The sequence below is a fragment of the Streptomyces sp. NPDC050535 genome, from assembly GCF_044457665.1.
Lineage (GTDB): Bacteria > Actinomycetota > Actinomycetes > Streptomycetales > Streptomycetaceae > Streptomyces.
The window spans coordinates 54,510-73,566 of record NZ_JBITHE010000015.1; the positions used below are offsets into that span (position 1 = coordinate 54,510).

At 71.0% G+C, this 19,057-nt stretch carries 17 protein-coding genes; 11 read left to right on the forward strand and 6 right to left on the reverse strand.

Annotated features, from left to right (window positions below; all coding sequences use genetic code 11):
* Nucleotides 1-8 precede the first annotated feature (8 nt).
* Nucleotides 9-1,241: a CaiB/BaiF CoA transferase family protein gene (locus tag ACIBLC_RS28905; RefSeq protein ID WP_399214204.1), complete on the reverse strand. Its 1,233-nt coding sequence runs from the start codon at nt 1,239-1,241 to the stop codon at nt 9-11.
* A gap of 211 nt (nt 1,242-1,452) precedes the next feature.
* On the opposite strand from ACIBLC_RS28905, the gene ACIBLC_RS28910 reads away from it, so the two are divergent.
* Both ACIBLC_RS28910 and ACIBLC_RS28915 read left to right on the forward strand, forming a co-directional pair.
* Complete coding sequence (locus ACIBLC_RS28910) at nt 1,453-2,808, forward strand: acyl-CoA dehydrogenase family protein (protein WP_399214205.1); 1,356 nt, start codon at nt 1,453-1,455, stop codon at nt 2,806-2,808.
* Nucleotides 2,805-3,581, forward strand: a complete 777-nt coding sequence (locus tag ACIBLC_RS28915) for an SDR family NAD(P)-dependent oxidoreductase (protein WP_399214206.1) — start codon at nt 2,805-2,807, stop codon at nt 3,579-3,581. Before ACIBLC_RS28910 ends, ACIBLC_RS28915 begins: the two co-directional genes overlap by 4 nt.
* On the opposite strand, the gene ACIBLC_RS28920 is transcribed toward ACIBLC_RS28915, so the two are convergent.
* Nucleotides 3,575-4,540, reverse strand: a complete 966-nt coding sequence (locus ACIBLC_RS28920; protein WP_399214207.1) for an enoyl-CoA hydratase/isomerase family protein — start codon at nt 4,538-4,540, stop codon at nt 3,575-3,577. The genes ACIBLC_RS28915 and ACIBLC_RS28920 overlap by 7 nt on opposite strands.
* Nucleotides 4,541-4,594: 54 nt before the next feature.
* Between ACIBLC_RS28920 and ACIBLC_RS28925 the strand changes: the two genes are divergently transcribed.
* The 3 genes from ACIBLC_RS28925 to ACIBLC_RS28935 all read left to right on the forward strand — a co-directional run bounded on the left by ACIBLC_RS28925 (nt 4,595) and on the right by ACIBLC_RS28935 (nt 8,311).
* Entirely contained in the window at nt 4,595-5,632 is a 1,038-nt protein-coding gene (locus ACIBLC_RS28925) for a CoA transferase (RefSeq protein ID WP_399214208.1), read from the forward strand.
* Complete coding sequence (locus ACIBLC_RS28930) at nt 5,632-6,882, forward strand: amidohydrolase family protein (protein ID WP_399214330.1); 1,251 nt, start codon at nt 5,632-5,634, stop codon at nt 6,880-6,882. The genes ACIBLC_RS28925 and ACIBLC_RS28930 overlap by 1 nt, the downstream gene beginning before the upstream one ends.
* A 166-nt stretch (nt 6,883-7,048) precedes the next feature.
* Nucleotides 7,049-8,311 carry an amidohydrolase family protein gene (locus ACIBLC_RS28935; RefSeq protein WP_399214209.1) on the forward strand — a complete coding sequence of 421 codons (1,263 nt, stop codon included), beginning with the start codon at nt 7,049-7,051 and terminating at the stop codon, nt 8,309-8,311.
* A 36-nt stretch (nt 8,312-8,347) separates the two neighbouring features.
* On the opposite strand, the gene ACIBLC_RS28940 is transcribed toward ACIBLC_RS28935, so the two are convergent.
* From ACIBLC_RS28940 to ACIBLC_RS28950, 3 genes are read right to left on the reverse strand one after another with little or no spacing between them, the layout of a single operon-like run.
* Entirely contained in the window at nt 8,348-9,361 is a 1,014-nt protein-coding gene (locus ACIBLC_RS28940; RefSeq protein ID WP_399214210.1) for a phosphotransferase family protein, read from the reverse strand.
* A gap of 43 nt (nt 9,362-9,404) precedes the next feature.
* Nucleotides 9,405-10,910 (reverse strand): class I adenylate-forming enzyme family protein, encoded by a 1,506-nt coding sequence (locus tag ACIBLC_RS28945; protein WP_399214211.1) that lies wholly within the window; start codon nt 10,908-10,910, stop codon nt 9,405-9,407.
* 14 nt (nt 10,911-10,924) lie between these two features.
* The gene (locus ACIBLC_RS28950; RefSeq protein ID WP_399214212.1) at nt 10,925-11,236 is read right to left on the reverse strand and encodes a hypothetical protein; all 312 of its coding nucleotides are present in this window, start codon (nt 11,234-11,236) and stop codon (nt 10,925-10,927) included.
* A 147-nt stretch (nt 11,237-11,383) separates the two neighbouring features.
* Between ACIBLC_RS28950 and ACIBLC_RS28955 the strand changes: the two genes are divergently transcribed.
* Genes ACIBLC_RS28955 through ACIBLC_RS28965 form a run of 3 tightly spaced genes read left to right on the forward strand, consistent with a single transcriptional unit; the run spans nt 11,384 to nt 14,714 of the window.
* Entirely contained in the window at nt 11,384-12,157 is a 774-nt protein-coding gene (locus ACIBLC_RS28955) for an enoyl-CoA hydratase/isomerase family protein (protein ID WP_399214213.1), read from the forward strand.
* 51 nt (nt 12,158-12,208) lie between these two features.
* On the forward strand, nt 12,209-13,225 hold the full coding sequence (locus ACIBLC_RS28960) for an LLM class flavin-dependent oxidoreductase (RefSeq protein ID WP_399214214.1): 1,017 nt from the start codon (nt 12,209-12,211) through the stop codon (nt 13,223-13,225).
* A 10-nt stretch (nt 13,226-13,235) separates the two neighbouring features.
* Nucleotides 13,236-14,714 (forward strand): aldehyde dehydrogenase family protein, encoded by a 1,479-nt coding sequence (locus ACIBLC_RS28965; RefSeq protein WP_399214215.1) that lies wholly within the window; start codon nt 13,236-13,238, stop codon nt 14,712-14,714.
* 120 nt (nt 14,715-14,834) lie between these two features.
* Here ACIBLC_RS28965 and ACIBLC_RS28970 read toward each other — a convergent pair whose 3' ends face one another.
* On the reverse strand, nt 14,835-16,007 hold the full coding sequence (locus ACIBLC_RS28970) for a thiolase family protein (RefSeq protein WP_399214216.1): 1,173 nt from the start codon (nt 16,005-16,007) through the stop codon (nt 14,835-14,837).
* A gap of 115 nt (nt 16,008-16,122) precedes the next feature.
* Here ACIBLC_RS28970 and ACIBLC_RS28975 point away from each other — a divergent pair, with 115 nt between their 5' ends.
* The 3 genes from ACIBLC_RS28975 to ACIBLC_RS28985 all read left to right on the forward strand — a co-directional run bounded on the left by ACIBLC_RS28975 (nt 16,123) and on the right by ACIBLC_RS28985 (nt 18,923).
* The gene (locus tag ACIBLC_RS28975; RefSeq protein ID WP_399214218.1) at nt 16,123-17,265 is read left to right on the forward strand and encodes an acyl-CoA dehydrogenase family protein; all 1,143 of its coding nucleotides are present in this window, start codon (nt 16,123-16,125) and stop codon (nt 17,263-17,265) included.
* Between the two features lie 63 nt (nt 17,266-17,328).
* Nucleotides 17,329-18,099, forward strand: coding sequence for an SDR family NAD(P)-dependent oxidoreductase (locus ACIBLC_RS28980; RefSeq protein WP_399214220.1), 771 nt, complete (start codon nt 17,329-17,331; stop codon nt 18,097-18,099).
* Between the two features lie 68 nt (nt 18,100-18,167).
* The gene (locus tag ACIBLC_RS28985) at nt 18,168-18,923 is read left to right on the forward strand and encodes an SDR family NAD(P)-dependent oxidoreductase (protein WP_399214221.1); all 756 of its coding nucleotides are present in this window, start codon (nt 18,168-18,170) and stop codon (nt 18,921-18,923) included.
* Nucleotides 18,924-19,057 lie beyond the last annotated feature (134 nt).

The window sequence follows — 19,057 nt, forward strand, 5'->3', positions numbered from 1 at the left end:
TCATGACGTCAGCTGACCGCGCCGTCGATCTTGAGCGCGAGGAGTTCCTCCTCGGTCATGCCGAGCGACAGCAGGACCTCGTCGGTGTGCTCCGCGAACTGCGGTGCGCGGGTCAGCGCGACCGGGGTCTCGTCGAACTGGACCGGGTTGGCGACCAGTTCGCGGTCGACGCCGTCGGCGTCCACAACTCGCGCGATGAGGCCGTTGGCGCGCAGCGAGGGATCCTGACCCACCTCCCACGCGTTCTGCACTGCCGCCCACTGGCCCTCCCCCCGGGAGAGGACCTCCACCCACTCCGCGAAGGGACGGTCCGCGATGACGCCGGCGACGATCTCGGCGGCCTCCCCCGCGTTGGCCATCAGCTTCTCGGTGCTGTCGAACCGCTCGTCACCAGCCAGTTCCGCGCGGCCGGCCAGCTTGCAGAACTCCGCCCAGTACCGGCCGGGTTGCAGCATCGACAGCTCGATCCACCGTCCGTCGGAGGTGAGGTACGCGCCGATCAGGGGGTTGGTTGCCGAGCCGTGCCGAGGCTGGTTCCGCGGCGGGAGCGGGCCGCCGGCCATCATGGCGAGGTTGACCGAGAACTGTGTGGCCCAGGCGCCGACACCGAGCAATGAGACGTCGACGACGGAGGGCTGACCCGTCGTCGCGCGCGAGTAGAGAGCGGCGGCGATACCTCCGGCGATCGTCAGACCGCCCATCGAGTCGCCGTAGGCGCCGGCCGGCATCCGGGTCATACGGTCCGTGCCGGGCGGGGTGACCCCGGCGGCACTCCCGCCGCGCGCCCAGAAGGCAGTGCTGTCGTATCCGCCCTTGGTCGCCTCGGCTCCGCGGACGCCGAAGCCACTGCCCCGTACGTAGATGATGTCCGGGTTGACCGCGCGGACGTCCTCGAGGTCGATCCGCAGCTTCGCCCGCGCCCCGGGCAGGAAATTGGTGAGGAACACGTCGCTCGTGCGGATCAGCTCCTCGAGCACCCGGCGTGCCGACGGCTTCTCCAGGGCGAGACCGACACTGCGCTTTCCCCGGTTGGGCCCCTCCATGATCGGGAAGAACGACGAGCCCTCACTGGTGGCCTCGTAGCCGAGCACCCGGACCAACCCGCGCTGCGCGTCGCCCCGTTCGGCGTGCTCGATCTTGATCACTTCGGCTCCCCAGTCGGCGAGCACGGCGCCCGCCGCCGGGACGAAGGTGAACTGCGCGACCTCGAGAACGCGCACGCCCTGCATCGGGTTCGGCATCGGATCAGCTCCTCCTGGCGTTCGTCCGCCCACTCACCGGGATCCCTTCGGTCCGGGTCGGCGGCCCGGAGTCAGAGTAGGTGTGACTTCGCACGCACGGAAGACACTGAACACTAATTACGTACACTTATTAGGCCTCAAGACCCTCTCTACGCTCGTCTCGCAGGCTTCACAGGATCAAATAGACCACTCTTTCGCTTCGGAGGATCCGATGCTGGACTTCTCGGTCGAACCCGGGTTCCAGGCCAAGCTCGACTGGGCGGCGGCCTTCGTGCGGGAGGAGGTCGAGCCGCTCGACCTGCTGTTCCCACACGGCGGTGATCCGTACGACACGCGCAACGAGAAGGCCCGCGCCATCCTCCGCCCGTTGCGGGACCAGGTCCGTGCGCAGGGCCTGTGGGCCTGTCACCTGGGTCCCGAACTGGGCGGGCCCGGCTTCGGCCAGGTGAAACTGGCCCTCCTCAACGAGATCCTCGGCCGCTCCTACTGGGCCCCCACGGTGTTCGGCACCGCGGCCCCGGACACCGGCAACGCGGAGATCCTGGCGATGTTCGGCACCGAGGAGCAGAAAGCCCGCTATCTGCAGCCGTTGCTCGACGGCGACATCGTCTCCACCTTCTCGATGACCGAACCACAGGCCGGTGCCGACCCGAAGGAGTTCGTCTGCCGCGCCCGGCGCGACGACGGCGGCACCTCTCACTCGAGGGGAGCCGAGAGCGGGGGACAGTGGGTGATCGACGGGGAGAAGTGGTTCTCCTCCAACGCCCGGTACGCGTCGTTCCTCATCGTCATGGCCGTAACCGACCCGGAAGCGCCGCCGCACGCCCGTATGTCCATGTTCGTCGTCCCCGCGGAGACCCCGGGCATCGAGATCAAGCGCAACGTCGGCACGATGGACGAGCGCGACTCCCTCGACGAGGGCATCCACGCCTACATCCGCTACCACCAGGTCCGGGTCCCGCTCGACGCCATGCTCGGTGGACCCGGTGAGGGCTTCAAGGTCGCGCAGGCCCGTCTCGGCGGCGGCCGCGTGCACCATGCCATGCGTACGGTGGGCAAGTGCGCCCGCGCCTTCGACATGATGTGTGAGCGGGCACTGTCGAGGCGCACTCAGGGCACCCCGCTCGCGGACAAACAGGCGGTGCAGCAGTTCATCGCGGACTCCTGGCTGGAGTTGCAGCAGTTCCGGCTGCTCGTCCTCCACACCGCCTGGATCATCGACACCCAGCCGCACGGCGCCGCCCGCACCCAGATCGCCATGTGCAAGGTCGCCACGGCCAGGGTGCTCCACGACATCATCCAGCGGGCCCTGCACCTGCACGGCTCACTCGGAACCACCAACGAACTCCCCCTGGCCCGCTGGTGGATGGCTGCCCCGAACCTCGCCCTCGCCGACGGCCCCACAGAGGTGCACCGCACCACGATCGCCAAGCAGGTACTCAAGAACTACCGGCCGGCCGAGGGGCTGTTCCCCAGCGAGCACATCCCGCCGAAGCTGGAGGCCGCCCGCAAGCGGTACGCGCACATCGTCGCCGACGACACTCTCGCGGGCCGGGGGGACACGTGACCGACGAGCGTACGAAATCCCCCCTCGCGCCCTCGGACCTGTTCGACCTGTCCGGCAAGGTGGCCCTCGTGACCGGCGGCAGCCGGGGCCTGGGACGGGAGATGGTGCGCGCCTTCGCCACCGCCGGCGCCGACGTGGTGATCGCCAGCCGCAAGGTCGAGGCGTGCGAGGCGGTCGCCGCGGAGGTCCGCGAACTCGGCCGCCGCGCGCTTCCGGTCGCCGCCCACGTCGGCCACTGGGACGACCTCGGCCGGCTGGCCGACGTCGCGTACAACACTTTCGGCAAGGTCGACGTCCTGGTCAACAACGCCGGGATGTCTCCCGTGGCGCCGTCGTCGGCGGAGACCAGCGAGGAACTGTTCGACAAGGTCGTCGCCGTCAACTTCAAGGGCCCGTTCCGGCTCGTCTCGCTGATCGGCGGTCGGATGGCGGAGACGGGCGGAGGCTCGATCATCAACGTCTCCTCCTCGGGGGCGTTGATGCCGCAGCCCAGGTTCGGCCCGTACGCGGGTGCCAAGGCCGCGCTGAACGCGCTGACCACTGTCTTCGCCCTGGAGTACGGCCCGACGGTCAGGGTCAACACCATCTCGGCCGGCCCGTTCCTCACCGACATCTCCAAGGCCTGGCCGGAGGAGAAGCGGCGCAGTACCCGCAGCGCGGCAGGCCGACCGGGACGGCCGGAGGAGATCGTCAGTACCGCGCTCTATCTCGCCAGCGACTCCTCCAGCTACACCACGGGTGCGCTCATCCGGGTGGACGGCGGACTCTACTGACGGTGGTCGGTGAACGGCGACGGTGCGGCCGGGCTCGTGATCTCGTCGACGAGCCCCCACGCCAAGGCCTCGCCGACGCTCAACTCGACTCCGGACAGGGCGAGATAGGCGGTGCGCTCCCGGCCGACACGGGGCGGGAGGCTCGCCGTGCCGCCCGCTCCCGGGATCAGGCCCATCCCGACCTCGGGCAGCCTGATCAGCGTGTCCGGTGCGGCCAGGACTCGGGCACCGAACGCCGCGAGTTCGATGCCCGCGCCGACGCAGGCGCCATGCAGATGGGCGGTCACTTTGGGGGCGCACCGCTGGAGGAGGGCGGCCGGGCTGCGCCGCACGCGCACCAGGTGTGCCTCTGCCGGGTCGTGGGACGTACCGAACTCTGCGAGGTCTCCCCCACTGCAGAAGGCGGGTCCGTTGCCGCGCAGGTCGAACCGGGTGATCGACGGATCGGCGACCGCGACGTGCAGCGCCTCGCAGAGGGCGTCGCGGGTCGCGGCGTCGAAGGCGTTCCGTACCCAGGGCCGGTCCAGTGTGGCGGTCAGCCGTGCGCCGTCCCGCGTCAGCAGCACGGGTACGGCGGCGGGACGCGAGGGGCGACGGCGGGCCGAGGCCGTCCAGGCGCGGAAGCCGGCGCCGCCCTGGAGCGTCGAGTAGGCGAGGGATTCGAGGACCAGCCGGTCGGGTCCGGCGAGCCGGGCTCCCATGCGGAGTACCTGCACCAGGGCGACGGAGGCCGCGGGCTGGGCCGTGACGACGTCCCGCAGACGGCGGGCGGTGGCGTACGGGTCCGCGCAGGCCACCCAGGGCCGGGGCGGGTCGGGGGTCCCGGTGAGCAGGATGTCGAAGTCCTGCGGTGCTGCCCGGTGTTGGGCTCTCACGCCTACCAGCACCCGGTCCCGCCGTTCCTCTGGGCCCGGCGGCGCTGTGCGGTCGAGGTCGACCAGGAGGAAGGGCGGCTGCATGACCACCGGAGTGTAATCTCGAGCCGCTCGCGCGGAGAAGGGCGTCATGTGCCGATGAATGCCGCTCACGAGCCCTGGCTGGAACCCGTCGAGCCGTTCCTCTCACCGCTCGCCGATGCGGCGCGTGACTTCACTCGCCTCACCGGTGTGCCGGTCGACCTGCCCACCGCCTTGTTCCTGCGTGCGGACCTGGCTGGCCACCCACTCCCCGGCAGGACGTCGGCCGGGGGTTCCTGTCACCTCTTCGCCACGGCCGACGGCTGGGCCGCCGTCAACCTCGCCCGGCCGGACGACACGACCGCTGTCCCCGCCCTCGTCGCGCTGCTGGGCTCGCCCGGGGCGGAGCTGTCCGAGGCGGCGCGGCGGGCCACGGCGACCGAGGTCGCCCGGAACGCGCAGTTGCTGGGTATCCCGGCCGCGGCGATGGGCTCGGCCCGGGAGGTCCGTGCGCCCGTCCATGTCCGGAACCTGGGACGGCCGCTGGTCCGAAGTCCGGCCGGGCTGCGGGTCGTCGACCTGTCCGCCTTGTGGGCGGGTCCGTTGTGCGCCCGTCTGCTGGGGCTGGCGGGGGCCCGTGTCGTGAAGGTGGAGAGCACCACCAGACCGGACGGCGCCCGCCTGGGATCGCCCGCCTTCTACCGCTGGCTGCACGACGGGCACGAAAGTCTCGTCCTGGACTTCTCCTCCGGCGCGCTCGCCGAGGTCGTCGCGGGGGCGGATGTCGTGATCGAGGCATCACGGCCGCGGGCGCTGCGGCGACTCGGCGTCCACGCGGAGCGGTTCCTCACCGCCCGACCGGGCCGGGTGTGGGTCAGCGTCACCGGGTACGGCCGCGACGACGACCGTGTCGCCTTCGGTGACGACGCGGCGGTGGCCGGCGGCCTGACCGGCCTCGACGCCTCCGGCGGCCCCGTCTTCCTGGGTGACGCGCTGGCCGACCCCGTCACCGGCCTCTTCGCCGCCCACGCCGCGGCACGCTCCCTCGCCCGGGGCGGCGGCGAGTTGCTGTGCGTGTCCATGGCCGCCTGTGCCGCGTCGCTCGCGGACTCCGGCGTACGGGGAACCGGCGTGGGAGAGCACCAGCCGTGCTGATGAGGAACGTGGAGGTCGAAGGCCGCGGGCGAGTCGACGTGCGCGTCGAGGACGGGCGGATCGCCGAGATCGGGGAACGGCTGCCGGGGCGGGCCGAGTTGGACGGGCGGGGTGGTGCGCTGCTGCCCGGGCTGCACGATCACCACGTCCATCTGCCGGCGTCGGCCGCGGAGGCCGCCTCGGTCCGGGTCGGGCCCGGGGACGTGCGCGGCGTGGACGGGTTCGCGGCGGCGCTGCGGCGCGGGACGCCTGGCAGGTGGGTGCGGGCAGTCGGGTACCACGAGAGCGTCGCCGGGGATCTCGACCGGTGGGTTCTGGACGGGTTCGCGCCCGACCGGCCGGTCCGTGTGCAGCACCGCGGTGGGGCGCTCTGGGTGTGGAACAGCGCGGCGCTGCGGGCGGCCGGGCTGGCGTCGGAGGGCGACGGGCGGTTCTGGCGGGAGGACAAGCGGCTCAGGGGGCTCGTACCGCCGGTGCCGCTGGATCTGGAGGGTCTGGGACGGCGGGCGGCGGCGTTGGGGATCACCGGGTTCACGAACGCCGATCCGCGGCCCGGCGCGGGTCTCCCCCGGCTGCTGTCGGCGTTGCCGCAGCGCCTCGTGGTGATGGGCGTCGATCCGCCGGTGAAGGTGATGCTCGACGACACGACCCTGCCGACGCCGGGCGAACTCGCGGCGGTGGTGGTCCGGGTACGGCCCCGGCCGGTCGCGGTGCACTGCGTGACCCGCGTGCAGTTGCTGGTGACGCTGCTCGCCCTGGACGAGGCGGGCTCTGTCGCGGGCGACCGGATCGAGCACGGTTCGGTGATCCCGGCGGAGACGATCCCGTGGATCAGGCGGCTGGGGCTGACGGTCGTGACACAGCCGCACTTTCCCGTGGAGCGGGGTGCCGCGTACGCCACCGACACCGACCCCGACGACCGGCCTCACCTGTATCGCTGCCGGTCCCTGGCCGAGGCGGGGATACCGGTCGCCGCGGGCACCGACGCGCCGTACGGTACCGCCGACCCCTGGACGGTGATGCGGGCGGCCGTCGGGCGCGGCGACGGCGAGGCGGTCGACCGACGGACGGCGCTGGCCCTGTTCCTCGGCGATCCCCGGCACCCCTCCCGTGGCCGGCAGGTGCGGACCGGGCGCGCCGCCGACCTGTGCCTGCTCCATGTGCCGTTGCGCGAGGCCCTCGAAACGCTCTCGGGTGAGACGGTCCGCGCCACCCTCGTGGGCGGACGCCTGGTCACCTCGCCCGAGTGAGCACGGGGATCCGCGGGAGTGTCCGCGCTCTTGACCCGAGCGGGAAGCAGGAGTAGACGTAATCGTAGAACGACCGGTCGGTACTCAGAATGCGGTACCAGTGACCCGTTTCAGAACGGACAACGACGTTCGGAGAGAGGTACGGCCTGTGTTCAAGGAATTTGTCGTGTCGGGCGATTCTCACATCATCGAGCCGGTCGACCTGTTCAAGACCCGTCTCCCCCAGAGCCTTCGGGGCCGGGCCCTGTGGGAAGAGGAGTTCACCCTCGACGAACCGATGGTCGAGGGCGGTCACACCGAGTTCAAGAAGCTGCACACGATCGGGTTCGACGGCTGGACCATCTCCAAGTACCGGCAGCACGGAGGGGAGACCCCCGACGGCGAACCGGAGCACATCATCCGGGACATGAACCTCGACGGCGTCGACGCCTCGGTCATGTTCCCCAACCTGGCGCTGTTCGTCCTGTTCACCGACGACCACGAACTGTCGATGGCGCACGCCCGCGTCTGGAACGACTACATCGTCGAGCGCTACCTCCCGTACAAGAGCCGGCTGCGCCCGACGGCGGCGATCCCGCTCACCCACATCCCCGACGCGGTCGCCGAGATCGAGCGGGTCGCGCGGCTGGGGATCGGCGCGATCCTGCTGCCGGACATCCCGCCGATGCCGTACTGGTCGCAGGAGTACGACCCGGTGTGGGCGGCGGCCCAGGCGAACGGGTTGCCGGTGTTCTTCCACGTCGCCACCGGCGGGGTCAAGGTCAAGGAGAACGTCTCCGAGACGGCGACCACCGTCAGGGGGCTGATGACGTCCATGAACATGGGCAAGGGCCAGTTGACCGACGCCATGGTGGCGAGCCGGACCATGAGCGCCGGGGGCAGCGGGGCGGCCGGCCCGCAGGGCATCATCGCCGACCTCGTGGCCGGCGGCGCGTGCGAACGGTTCCCCGACCTCCATTTCAACCTGATCGAGTACAGCGCCGGCTGGCTGGTCTCCTACATGGGCTTCATGGACAAGCTCTGGAAGACCGGCACCGGCCAGGACCCCGACTGGTGGCTCGGTTTCTGGGACGACAGCCGGTCGCCGAGGGACCAGCCGGCCATGGGACGACTGTTCGCCATCAACGACAAGTGGCCCTGGCCGCTCAAGCCCAGCGAGTACGTCCGCCGCCAGATCCACGTGCAGTTCGCGGACGACCCCACGGCCGTCAAGGCCCGCCACATCACCGGGCTGTCGACCATCATGTGGGGCAACGACTACCCGCACGCGGAGGGCACCTTCCGCAGCAGCGCCGAGTGCATCGCCGAGAACTTCGAGGGGGTTCCGGACGCGGACCGCGCGGCCATCCTGGGCGGCACGCTGGCCGATGTGGTGCACTTCGACAAGTCCGAGAAGCTGGCCCCGGTGAAGGTCACCGAGGACGCCTGACCAAGCGTGCGAGCTGCGGGGTGACCGCGCACGCGGTCACCCCAGCAGTGCGAGCGCCTCGTCCAGCAGTACCGGCAGCGCGGGCAGCATGCGCCGGTGCATGTCCTTCAACTGCCCGGTCTTCCGGGCGCGTTTGATGAGCAGCGCGGTCGCCGCGGACTCCTTGTACTTCGTGAGCGCCTCGAACCACGCCAGGTCACCGAGCGGTTCGCCCCGTGCCTCCTGATAGGAGTCCAGCAGCTCCGCCTTGCCCGGCATCCCGGTCGGCTCGTCCGAGCAGGACGCGGGGTGCCGGGCCTCGTCGGTGAAGAAGGTCAGCCAGGTCACATCGACCCTGGGGTCTCCGAGCGACCAGATCTCCCAGTCGATGACCGCGGTGACCGACCCCGCCTCGCACAGCGTGTTGCCGAGCCGGTAGTCGCCGTGGGTGAACACCGGGGTCATCGCGGCGGGAACGGTGGCATGGAGCCGCTCCGCGACCCTCTCGTAGCCCCTGCGCAGCTCGTCGGCGACCGTCGCGAACGCCAGCGTCCAGCGGTCGATCTCGTCGTCGAGCGAGACCACGGGCTCCGCCGCCGACCCGGTGCGCAGCGGGTCCACGCGGTGCAGGGCCGCGAGCATGCGGGCCGCGTCCAGGGCGCGGGCGCGTACGTGCGCGGCGGGCAGCGTGCCGCGCGGGACGAGAACCGGCTCCACGCACTCCCCCGGCACCAGTTCCATGGCCACGAAAGGCGGGATCGCCGGCGGGGCGCCCGCGTCGTGGAACAGCACCTTCGGCACCCGTACGCCGGGCCTGTCCGCCAGGGCCTCCATGATCCGTGCCTGGCGGAGTACGTCCCGGTTGCGCACCGGCGCCAGGCCGGGCGGGGTCACCTTGAGGACAACACGCTCGTGTCCGGCCGGGGCACCCGAAAGCGCGGCCACGAAGGTGAGGCTGGAAGTGCCTCCGGTCAGCGGCTCGACAAGTTCCACGGTGACGCCCGGGGACCATCGTCGAACGGCGACCGCGGTGCGTGCGGTCAGGTCCCGTACCAGCTCCGGGCCGCTCATCGCAGCGTTCATATGCCTCAACCCGCCTCTCTCGCCGAAGCGTTCAGCCGACGGCCGGACGGCCCTCGGCCGTCAGAGCGGCGACGATGTCCCGGCGTACCAGCTTGCCGGTGGCTGTGCGGGGCAGTTCGGGCCAGTACGTGATGCGGTCCGGTGTCCTGGATCCCCGCAGCGTGTCGCGCACCGCCGTACGCAGCTCGCCGGCATCGACCAGCGCACCGTCTCGGCGCACGACGACGGCTTCGATCCGCTGACCCCACTCCTCGTCCGGAACGCCGACCACGACGGCGTCGAGCACGCCCGGGTGCCGCAGCAGGACGTCCTCGATCTCGGCGGGGGCGATGTTCTCCGCGCCGCGGATGATGGTGTCATCGGCCCTGCCCTCGATGTAGAGGTAGCCCTCGGCGTCGAGGCGGCCCCGGTCGCGGGTGTGGAAGAACCCTCGCCCGTCGGTCGCGGATCCCTGACCCGCGTACTCGCCCGAGACCTGCTCGCCGCGTACCCAGATCTGGCCGGACTCGTCCGCGCCGACAGCGGCGCCGTCCTCGTCGCGGACCTCCAGCTCGACCCCGGGCAGGGGCAGCCCGGCCGAGCCGAGCCTGGCCCGCACCTGGGGATCGTCGCTCGCGATGGCGGCCCGATGCTCCCGCGGGCCCAGGACGGAGATCGTGGACGACGTCTCCGTCAGTCCGTAGGCGTTCACGAAGTCCACGTGCGGCCACTCGCCGAGCGCGGTCTCGATCACTCGCCGCGGCATCCTCGCCCCGCCGTAGGCGAGCGCGCGGAGCGAGGGCACCGACCGGTCAAGGCCGTTCGTGTCCATGATCCTGGCGAGCATCGTCGGCACCACCATCGCGTTGGTGATCCGCTGCTCGCGCACGAGATCGAGCCAGCCCTGAGAAGTGAACTGTTCGAGCGTGAGGGTGCGGCGCCCCGCGTACAGGTTGGTCAGCACGTTCGACACCGCGGCTATGTGATAAGGCGGCACGCTCACCAGGGCCGCCTCCTCGGGGCCCGCCCCGGCGAACTCGACCGTTCCGAAGACGTACGACACCAGGTTGTGGTGACGCAGGATCACGCCCTTGGGTGCCGATGTGGTCCCGCTGGTGTAGATCACGACGGCCGGGGCGTCTGGTCCGGCCGGATCGTCGACACCGTTGCCGGTGGCCGCCGCGGTCTCCAGCCACTGCGCGGGACTCAGTACCGGCAGCCCGGCACGGCGCAACGCCTCGGCCTGCTCCGGATCGGCGATGCCCAGGGCGCGAGGGTGGTTCGCCAGCAGCGCGCCGAGCTGCTCGCCGCCCAGCCGGTAGTTCACCGGCACCAGCGGCACCCCGGCGCGGGCCGCGGCGAACAGCGCGACCGGAAAGGCCGGTCCGTTCACCGCGAGGTGGAGGATCGCGTCGGCACCGGCCGCACGGACGGCACCGGCGCCGCCCGCGGACAACTCGCGCAGCCGCGTGGGGGACAGTCCGTCCTCCGCGCGCCCGACCACGATCCGGTTGCCGAACCCGTCGGCGGCCATGTCCAGCAGCATCGTCAGGTTCATCAGCCCGCCCGCCCTCAGTCCGAGGCCGGCAGCGGCTTGGGCCCCTTGAGCGACAGCGGGACGCCATTCGCGGCCAGGCTCCCCTCCCCCGCCTTCGTGCACAGCAGCTCGACGCCGAGCCCGTCATCGGCGTAACGCTTGCCGAGCCGCGAGCCGCCCATCTGCTCCGGATCGGGAATACCCGTCGTGGCAGCCTCCATCTGGTCCGGCTCGGTCATCACCGCCCCTCCGCAGGTGATCTCCAGGTCACCGCCCGGCGCGCGCACGACGACCACTGTCGTCGTGTCGACCGTACTGGCGAGCATCTGCCCCACGCGTGGCTTCATCACAGCTTCCTCCGGGGCTCTCGGATGTCGTCTCGGCGCGAAAAAGAGTATAAGACTTAGCTCGATCACGTCGAGAGCGGGACAGTCCCGTCCCAGTGAGTGGGCGGTGATCGACATCGCCGAGATCGACACGCCTACATTTTTCCGATGGACCTCACAACCGTCCTCTACGAGGTGACCGATCACGTCGCCACCGTCACCCTGAACCGGCCGCACGCCATGAACAGCTTCACCCAGGAGACGCTCGACGACTTCTCGCTGATCTGGCACACCGTCAAGGAGGACGACGACGTGCACGTCGTCGTGCTGCGCGGCGCGGGTGACCGGGCGTTCTGCACCGGCATGGACGTCAAGGAAGGGATCCACCGCCACCCCAACCTCTGGTCCCAGACCGACCCCGGAGAGCGTCTGTCACCAAAGCTCAACCGCGTGTGGAAACCACTGGTGTGCGCCGTGCACGGGATGGCCGCCGGCGGCGCGTTCTACTGGCTCAACGAGGCCGACATCATCATCTGTTCGCAGGACGCGACCTTCTTCGACCCGCATGTCAGCTACGGACTCACCGCGGCCATGGAGCCGATCGGGCTGGCCCGGCGCATCCCGCTCGGCGAGACGCTGCGCATCGCGCTGCTCGGCCTGGACGAGCGCGTGTCGGCCGCACGCGCCCTGCAGATCGGCCTGGTCAGCGAAGTGCTCTCGCGGGAGCAACTGTGGGAGCGCGCCGACGAGATCGCCCGGATCATCGCCGCCAAACCACCCGCCGCGATCCAGGGCACCGTCCGGGCGGTCTGGGAGTCACTGGACGCGACCCGCACCCAGGCCCTGCGCACCGGCCTGTCCTACACGCAGCTCGGCAACCCCGTCGGCAAGGCCGAGGTCGACCGCTCGTCGGTGTCCCGGAGCCGGTGGACACTGCGCTGACACTTCCCACCTCTCAAAAAGAGGACACTGTTAGAGTCCCAGGAGGCTTCCATGCGGTTCGGCATGCCATGGCCCGGCCCCGAGGTCGCGCGCGAGGCCGAGGAGGCCGGTGCGAGCGCCTTCTGCGCCGCCGAGTTCGTCGACCACGACGCCTACATCACCCTGGCGGAGATCGTCGCCCACACCGAGCACGCCCTGGTCGGTCCCGCCATCGCCTACGCGTTCTCCCGCACCCCGTACGCGCACGCGACCGCCATGCGGCAACTGCACGCCCAGGCCCCGGGCCGGCTGTTCCTCGGCCTCGGCAGCGCGGCGTTCCGCGTCAACCGCGACTGGCTCGGCGTACCCGCGGAGCGGCCGGTGGCCAGGATCGCGGAGACCGTCGCTGCCGTCCGGGCCTGGCTGCACGCGGAGAACGGCGAGAAGATCCAGCACTCCGGGGAGTTCTACACGATCGACGCCGACGTGCGTGCCCCGGTGCTGGGCCGGCTCGACATCCCCGTCCTGCTCGCCGCGTTCAACTCCCGTATGGCCACCAGCGCGGGCCGGGTCGCCGACGGTGTCATCGGGCACGGGCTGTTCACCCGCTCCTGGTGGAACGACGTCGTACGCCCCGCCGTCGCCCGGGGGGCGGGCGAGGACGCGCGCCCCCTCGAACACGGCTGGCTCATCACGGCGATCGACGACACCGCCCCCGAGCACGCCATCGCGGACGCCCGGCGCATGGTCGCCTTCTACCTGACGGTCAGGACGTACGACCCGTTCGTCGCCCATCACGGTTGGGAAGGCCCCGTGGAGCGGCTGCGCGCGGCCTTCCGCGCCGGGGACACCGACGGCATGGCCAAGGCCGTCACCGACGAGATGCTCACCGAGATCGCTCTCTGCGGAACCACCGCCGAGACCCGTGCCGCCCTGTCGGCGCGCGCCGACGCCCTCCCTCACGACGTCGGCTACTTCGCTCCGCCCACCTTCCTGGTCGGCCGCAAACGCCGTGCCACGTACGCCCGTTCCAGCCTCGCGCTGCTCGACGCCCTGCCGGGGCAGGGCACCGGGGCCGCCGGAAACTGAGGAGACGGAAATGCCGACGCCGTACCTGTTCTCCACACAGCTCTACATCGACGGGCGCCACACCGACGGACAGTCGGACGCGCAGGCCGTCGTACGCAATCCCGCGACGGAGGAGACCATCACGGAGGTCCCCCGGTCCTCGCTCGCGGACGTCCGCAGCGCGATCTCCGCGGCACGAAGGGCGTTCGACGAGGGGCCGTGGCCGCGCATGAGGCCCGCCGAGCGAGGCGCCGTACTGCTGCGCATGGCGGCGGAGCTGGAGCGCCGCCTGCCGGACCTCGTGGCGGTGAACATGGCCGAGGCGGGTTCGGTGCGTCCGCTCGCGGAGAGCCTCCAGACCCGGGTTCCGCTCGCCCATCTGCGGGACATGGCCGAACGGGTGCTCCCCGCCTTCGCCTGGGAGCGCCCCATGGAACCGACGGTCGCCCCGGGCAGCGGCATCTTCCAAGGGGTGCTGCGTCGCGAGGCCTTCGGGGTGTGCGCCCTGATCCCCGCCTACAACTTCCCGTTCTTCCTCAGCATGATGAAGGTGATCCCGGCACTCGCGGCAGGATGCACCGCCGTACTCAAACCGGCGCCCGCGACCCCCCTGGAGTCCCTGCTCCTGGGCGACTTCGCCGACGCCGCCCAACTGCCGCCGGGCGTACTGAACATCGTGACCGGTGACACCGAGGCCGGCCGGGAGCTGACCACCAACCCCATGGTGGACCTGGTCAGTTTCACCGGGTCCGACGCGGTCGGACGCATGGTCCACTCCCAGGCCGCGGCCTCCCTGAAGAAGGTCGTTCTCGAACTCGGCGGCAAGTCCGCGAACATCGTCCGCGCGGACGGTGACATCGGCGGGGCCGTCCGGTCGGCGTTCGCGGGCATCACCACACATGCCGGGCAGGGCTGTTCGCTGCTGACCCGCACGATCGTCCACGAGTCCGTCCACGACGAGTTCGTCGAACGGCTGCGCACCGCTCTCGCCACGGTCGAGGTGGGCGACCCCGCAGACGAGTCCACCACGATGGGTCCGCTGATCAGCGAGGCCCAACGAGACAAGGTGGAGAAGCTGATCCGCGTGGGCGAGGAGGAAGGGGCGCGCGTCGTGTGCGGCGGCGGACGCCCGGCGGGCCTCGACCGGGGCCACTTCGTCGAACCGACGCTCTTCGTCGGCGTCGACAACGCGATGACCATCGCGCGGACGGAGTTCTTCGGGCCGGTCGGCGTGGTCATCCCCTTCCGCACCGACGACGAGGCCGTGCGGATCGCCAACGACAGCCCCTACGGCCTCTCCGGCGCCGTCTGGAGTGCGGACACCGTGACCGCGTACGACATGGCGACGCGGATCCGCACCGGTGGCGTCACGATCAACGGTGGCAGCGCGGGGGTCAACCCGCGGGCCGCGTTCGGCGGATACAAGCAGAGCGGACTGGGCCGGGAGTGGGGCGAGTCCGGGCTCGACGAGTATCTGCAGACCAAGACCGTCAGCTGGGCGGCACGCTGATCGGCGTACCGCCCGGGCCGACGCAAGGAATTTGCCGGAAAGACCCCTTCGACGGGTGGAGATGACCGAGGGTACCCGCGGTGGGTCCGGAGGTCCTCACCTCGACGAACCGTCGTTCGTTCAAGCCGTCAGGACCAGTGCCGAGCCCATGCCGCCGCCCGCGCACATGGCCGCGACCGCCGTCCCACCGCCACGGCGCCGCAGTTCGTGCGCCAGGGTGACGATCATGCGCGCGCCCGTGGTCGCGACCGGGTGCCCGAGGCTGCAGCCGCTGCCGAACGGGTTGACCCGTTCCTCGTCGAGCGCCAACTCCCGGACGGCGGCGATGGGTACGGCCGCGAACGCCTCGTTCACCTCGAACAGGTCTACGTCGCCGAGGCCGAGCCCCGCCCGGTCGAGCGCCTTGCGGATCGCGTGGATCGGTGCCAGCCCAGTCCGTACCGGATCGACGCCCACGCTCGCCCACGAGCGGATCGTCGCGAGCGGAGTGAGCCCGTGCAGGGCCGCGACGTCCGACCCGGCGACGACGACCGCGGCGGCACCGTCGTTCACCCCGCTGGAGTTCCCGGCCGTGATCGAGAAGCCCTCGATCTCCGGGTGCAGTGGCTTCAGCGCGGCCAGTCTCTCGCTGCTGGTGTCGCGCCGGGGGTGTTCGTCTACGTCGAACAGCGATGTCGCCCCGGCGCGGTCGGTCACCTGCACCGGGACGATCTCGTCCGCGAACCGCCCTTCGTCGATGGCCCGGACGGCCCGCCGGTGGGAGCGCAGCGACCACGCGTCCATCTCCTCACGCGAGATCCCGGCGAGCCTGGCCGTGTTCCAGCCGACGAGGTGCGCCATGTCGTCGTTGGGCGCGTCGGGTGTGGGGGCATGGGACGGCGGCATCCAGAGGTCCTGCCAGTCGTCCGAGCCGGGAACGCGTCGCCGGGCCACCGGAGCCGTCGAGGACGACTGCGTGCCGCCCGCGATCACGACGCGGTCCATGCCGGCGCGCACACTCGCGGCGGCGGTCGCCACACTCGCGAGACCGGAGGCGCAGTGCCGGTTGTGCGCCAGGCCGGGAACATGGGTCAGCCCGGCCTGGAGTGCCGCGTAACGGGCGATGTCGCCGCCGCCGGCCAGTGACTCACCGAGGACGACGTCGTCGATCTCTTCGGGCGGCAGGCCGCAGCGTCGCGCCGCGTCGCGGACGACGACGGTGGCGAGGTCGAAGGCACTCGTGTCCCGCAGGGTTCCTCTTCGAGCGGTACCGATCGCGGTGCGGCAGGCGGAGAGGAGAACGGCTTCATTCATGGATTGATGATACTCAACTCGGCGTCGTGACGGCAGATGGCGGCGATTACCTCGACCAGTGGAATAAAAGAGGATACCTTTGGCGCCGATGTGCTGATGACCCAGGTGGTGACGGGTGAACTTCGAGCTCAGTGACGAACAGTCCATGGTGCGCGCGGCGTCGCGCGATCTGCTGTCCGACCGGGCGCCGATCGAGCGCGTACGGGCATGGCTGGACCGATCCGACGACTCCGACTCCGACTCCGACTCCGACTCCGAAGTGTGGGAGCTCGCCGCGGAGTTGGGTTGGCCGGGTCTGGCGCTGCCCGAGGAGTACGGGGGCGCCGGCCAGGGCCTGGTCGAGCTCGCGCTCGTCGCCGAGGAGGTCGCGCGGGGGCTCGGACGGGTCCCCTTCCTGCCGACGGTGGTCGTCGGCCGTGCGCTCAGCGCCGCCGGGCCCACCCGGCTCGGTACAGAGGTGCTGCCCGAACTCGCCGCGGGGTCGGCGTGGGCGACCTGGGCCTTCGCGGAACCGCACGCACCGTGGACGCTCGGCGGTGTCCGTGCCACCGCCAGGACCGAAGGGGCTGAGTTCGTTCTCGACGGGATCAAGACGGCCGTGCAGGACGCCGGCGGTGCCCGCTGGCTGCTGGTCACCGCACGGAACGAGGGCACCCCGACCTCTTTTCTCGTCGACCGCCACGCCCCCGGGGTGACGGTTCGGCGTCAGCGGGTCCTCGATCCGACCCGCGCGTTCTACGAGGTCCGTTTCGAGGACGTACGCATTCCGTCCGCCCGTCGCCTCGACGGTGGGCCCGCCGAGATCCAGCGGCTGCTCGACGACGCTGCGGTGCTGCGCTGCGCCGACACGCTCGGGGTGATGGAACGCATGCTGGAGCTCACTGTCGCGCACACCGCGACGCGCGTGCAGTTCGGCCGACCGATCGGCACCTTCCAGGCCGTCAAACACGCGTGTGCAGACATGGCGATGCTCGTGCACGGTGCCCGAGCCGTCACCTATTACGCGGCGATGGCCGCCGACGCCGGCAGCGCCGACGCGGCTCGGTCGGCCTGTGCCGCCGCCTCCTGCACATCGCACTCCGCCGGTGAAGTCGCCTCCCGGGCGCTGCAGTTGCACGGGGGTATCGGCTTCACCTGGGAGCACGACCTGCATCTCCACCTGCGCCGGGCCAAGGCCGACAGCGTCCTGTACGGCGACGCCGGCGTCCATCGCGACCGGCTGTGCACCCTGCTGCGGCAGTCCCGCGCACCCGTCTGAGGCCGGGTCGATGAAGGCTCACGGCTGCACTTACGTCCGAGCGCAGGCAAGCGAAAGGGATCCATGGAGATCAAGGGCAAGAAGGCCGTCGTGTTCGGCGGCGCGTCCGGCATGGGCCGGGCCAGCGCCGAACTCCTCGCGGCCCGGGGCGCGGACGTCGCCGTGCTCGACCGTCCCGCCTCGGCCGGCGCCGAGGTCGCAGCGGCGCTCGGAGGACACTTCCATCCCGTCGACGTCACCGACTTCGAAGCAACCGAGAGCGCGCTCGCCATCGCCGTGGAGGCCCTCGGCGGACTGCACGTCTCGATCACCACCGCGGGCGGGGGGCGTGCGCACCGGACGCTCGGCAGGGACGGCCCCCACGACCTGGACGCCTTCCGCCGGATCCTCGACCTCAACACCGTGGCCACCTTCAACATCAGCCGGCTCGCCGCCGCGCACATGAGCCGCAACGAACCCGAGGACCCCGAGCACACCGGTGAGCGCGGCGTCATCGTCAACACGTCGTCGATAGCCGCCTTCGAGGGACAGGTCGGCCAGGTCGCGTACTCGGCCGCCAAGGCCGCCATCGCCGGGATGTCCCTGACCATGGCACGCGACCTCGGCTCCCTGGGCATCCGCGTCCTCGCCATCGCTCCCAGCCTGTTCGACACCGGGGCGACGGACAGGATCCCCGAGGAGACGCGGGCCGCGCTGGTGAAGGACGCCGCGTTCCCCAGGCGGCTCGGCCGCCCCGAGGAGTACGCCAAGCTCGCGCTCGCCATCATCGACAACCCCATGCTGAACGGCCAGTGCCTGCGCCTCGACGCGGGTCAGCGGTTCGCCCCGAGGTGACGGTGACAGCCGGCGCGGCTCCACCGCTGTGCATGATCCATCCGAACGACGACGACGGGAGAGGCCGGATGCCGGACAACGAACATGAGGGAAAGGTCGCCTTCATCACCGGAGGCGGCCGCGGTTTCGGCAAGGCGTTCGGGACCGCCCTGTCGCGGAGCGGCGCGCACGTCGTGCTCGCCGACATCGACGGTGATGCCGCCGCGGCCGCTGCCAAGGAGCTCACCACGCACGGCGGGCGCGCCACCGGGGTGGCCTGCGACGTGGCCGACGAGGCCGCGGTCGGCGCGGTCATCGGCGAGGTGGCCGACCGCCATGGCGGTCTCGACATCCTGGTCAACAACGCCGGTCTGCACGCCGCCTTCAACAGGCCGTTCACTGAACTGGGACTGCCCGCCGTCCGGCGGGTGTTCGAGGTGAACGTCATGGGTGTCGTCATCTGTTCGCTCGCGGCACGGGAAGCCATGAGCGGGCGGGCCGGCGCCTCGATCGTCAACATCTCGTCGTCGGCGGCCTATGCGAACCGGTCGGTGTACGGCGTGTCCAAACTCGCCGTGCGGGGTCTCACAGTGTCGTTCGCGCGCGAGTTCGCCGCCGACGGCATCCGTGTCAACGCCATCGCGCCGGGGCTGATCTTCACGGACACCGTCCGGGCGGAGTTGTCCCGCTCGGAGGTGGATCGTGTTCTGGGGGAGCAGATACTCGCACGTGAGGGAAGGGAGCAGGACATCGTCGAGGCGCTGCTCTACCTGGTCTCGGCGAAAGCCGGCTTCATCACCGGCGAGACACTGCGTGTGACGGGTGGCTTCGCGCTGTCGGTCTGACTCGGCTCGTGCGATGCCTGTGGCCGTGCCCCGCGAACCGGGTGGGGGGGGACAACCCCCCGCCGAGCCCCAGCCCCCACCCCGCGCCCGCTGTGGTTAGCCGGGGTCCCCGGGGCCCCCCCCCCCCGGGTTTT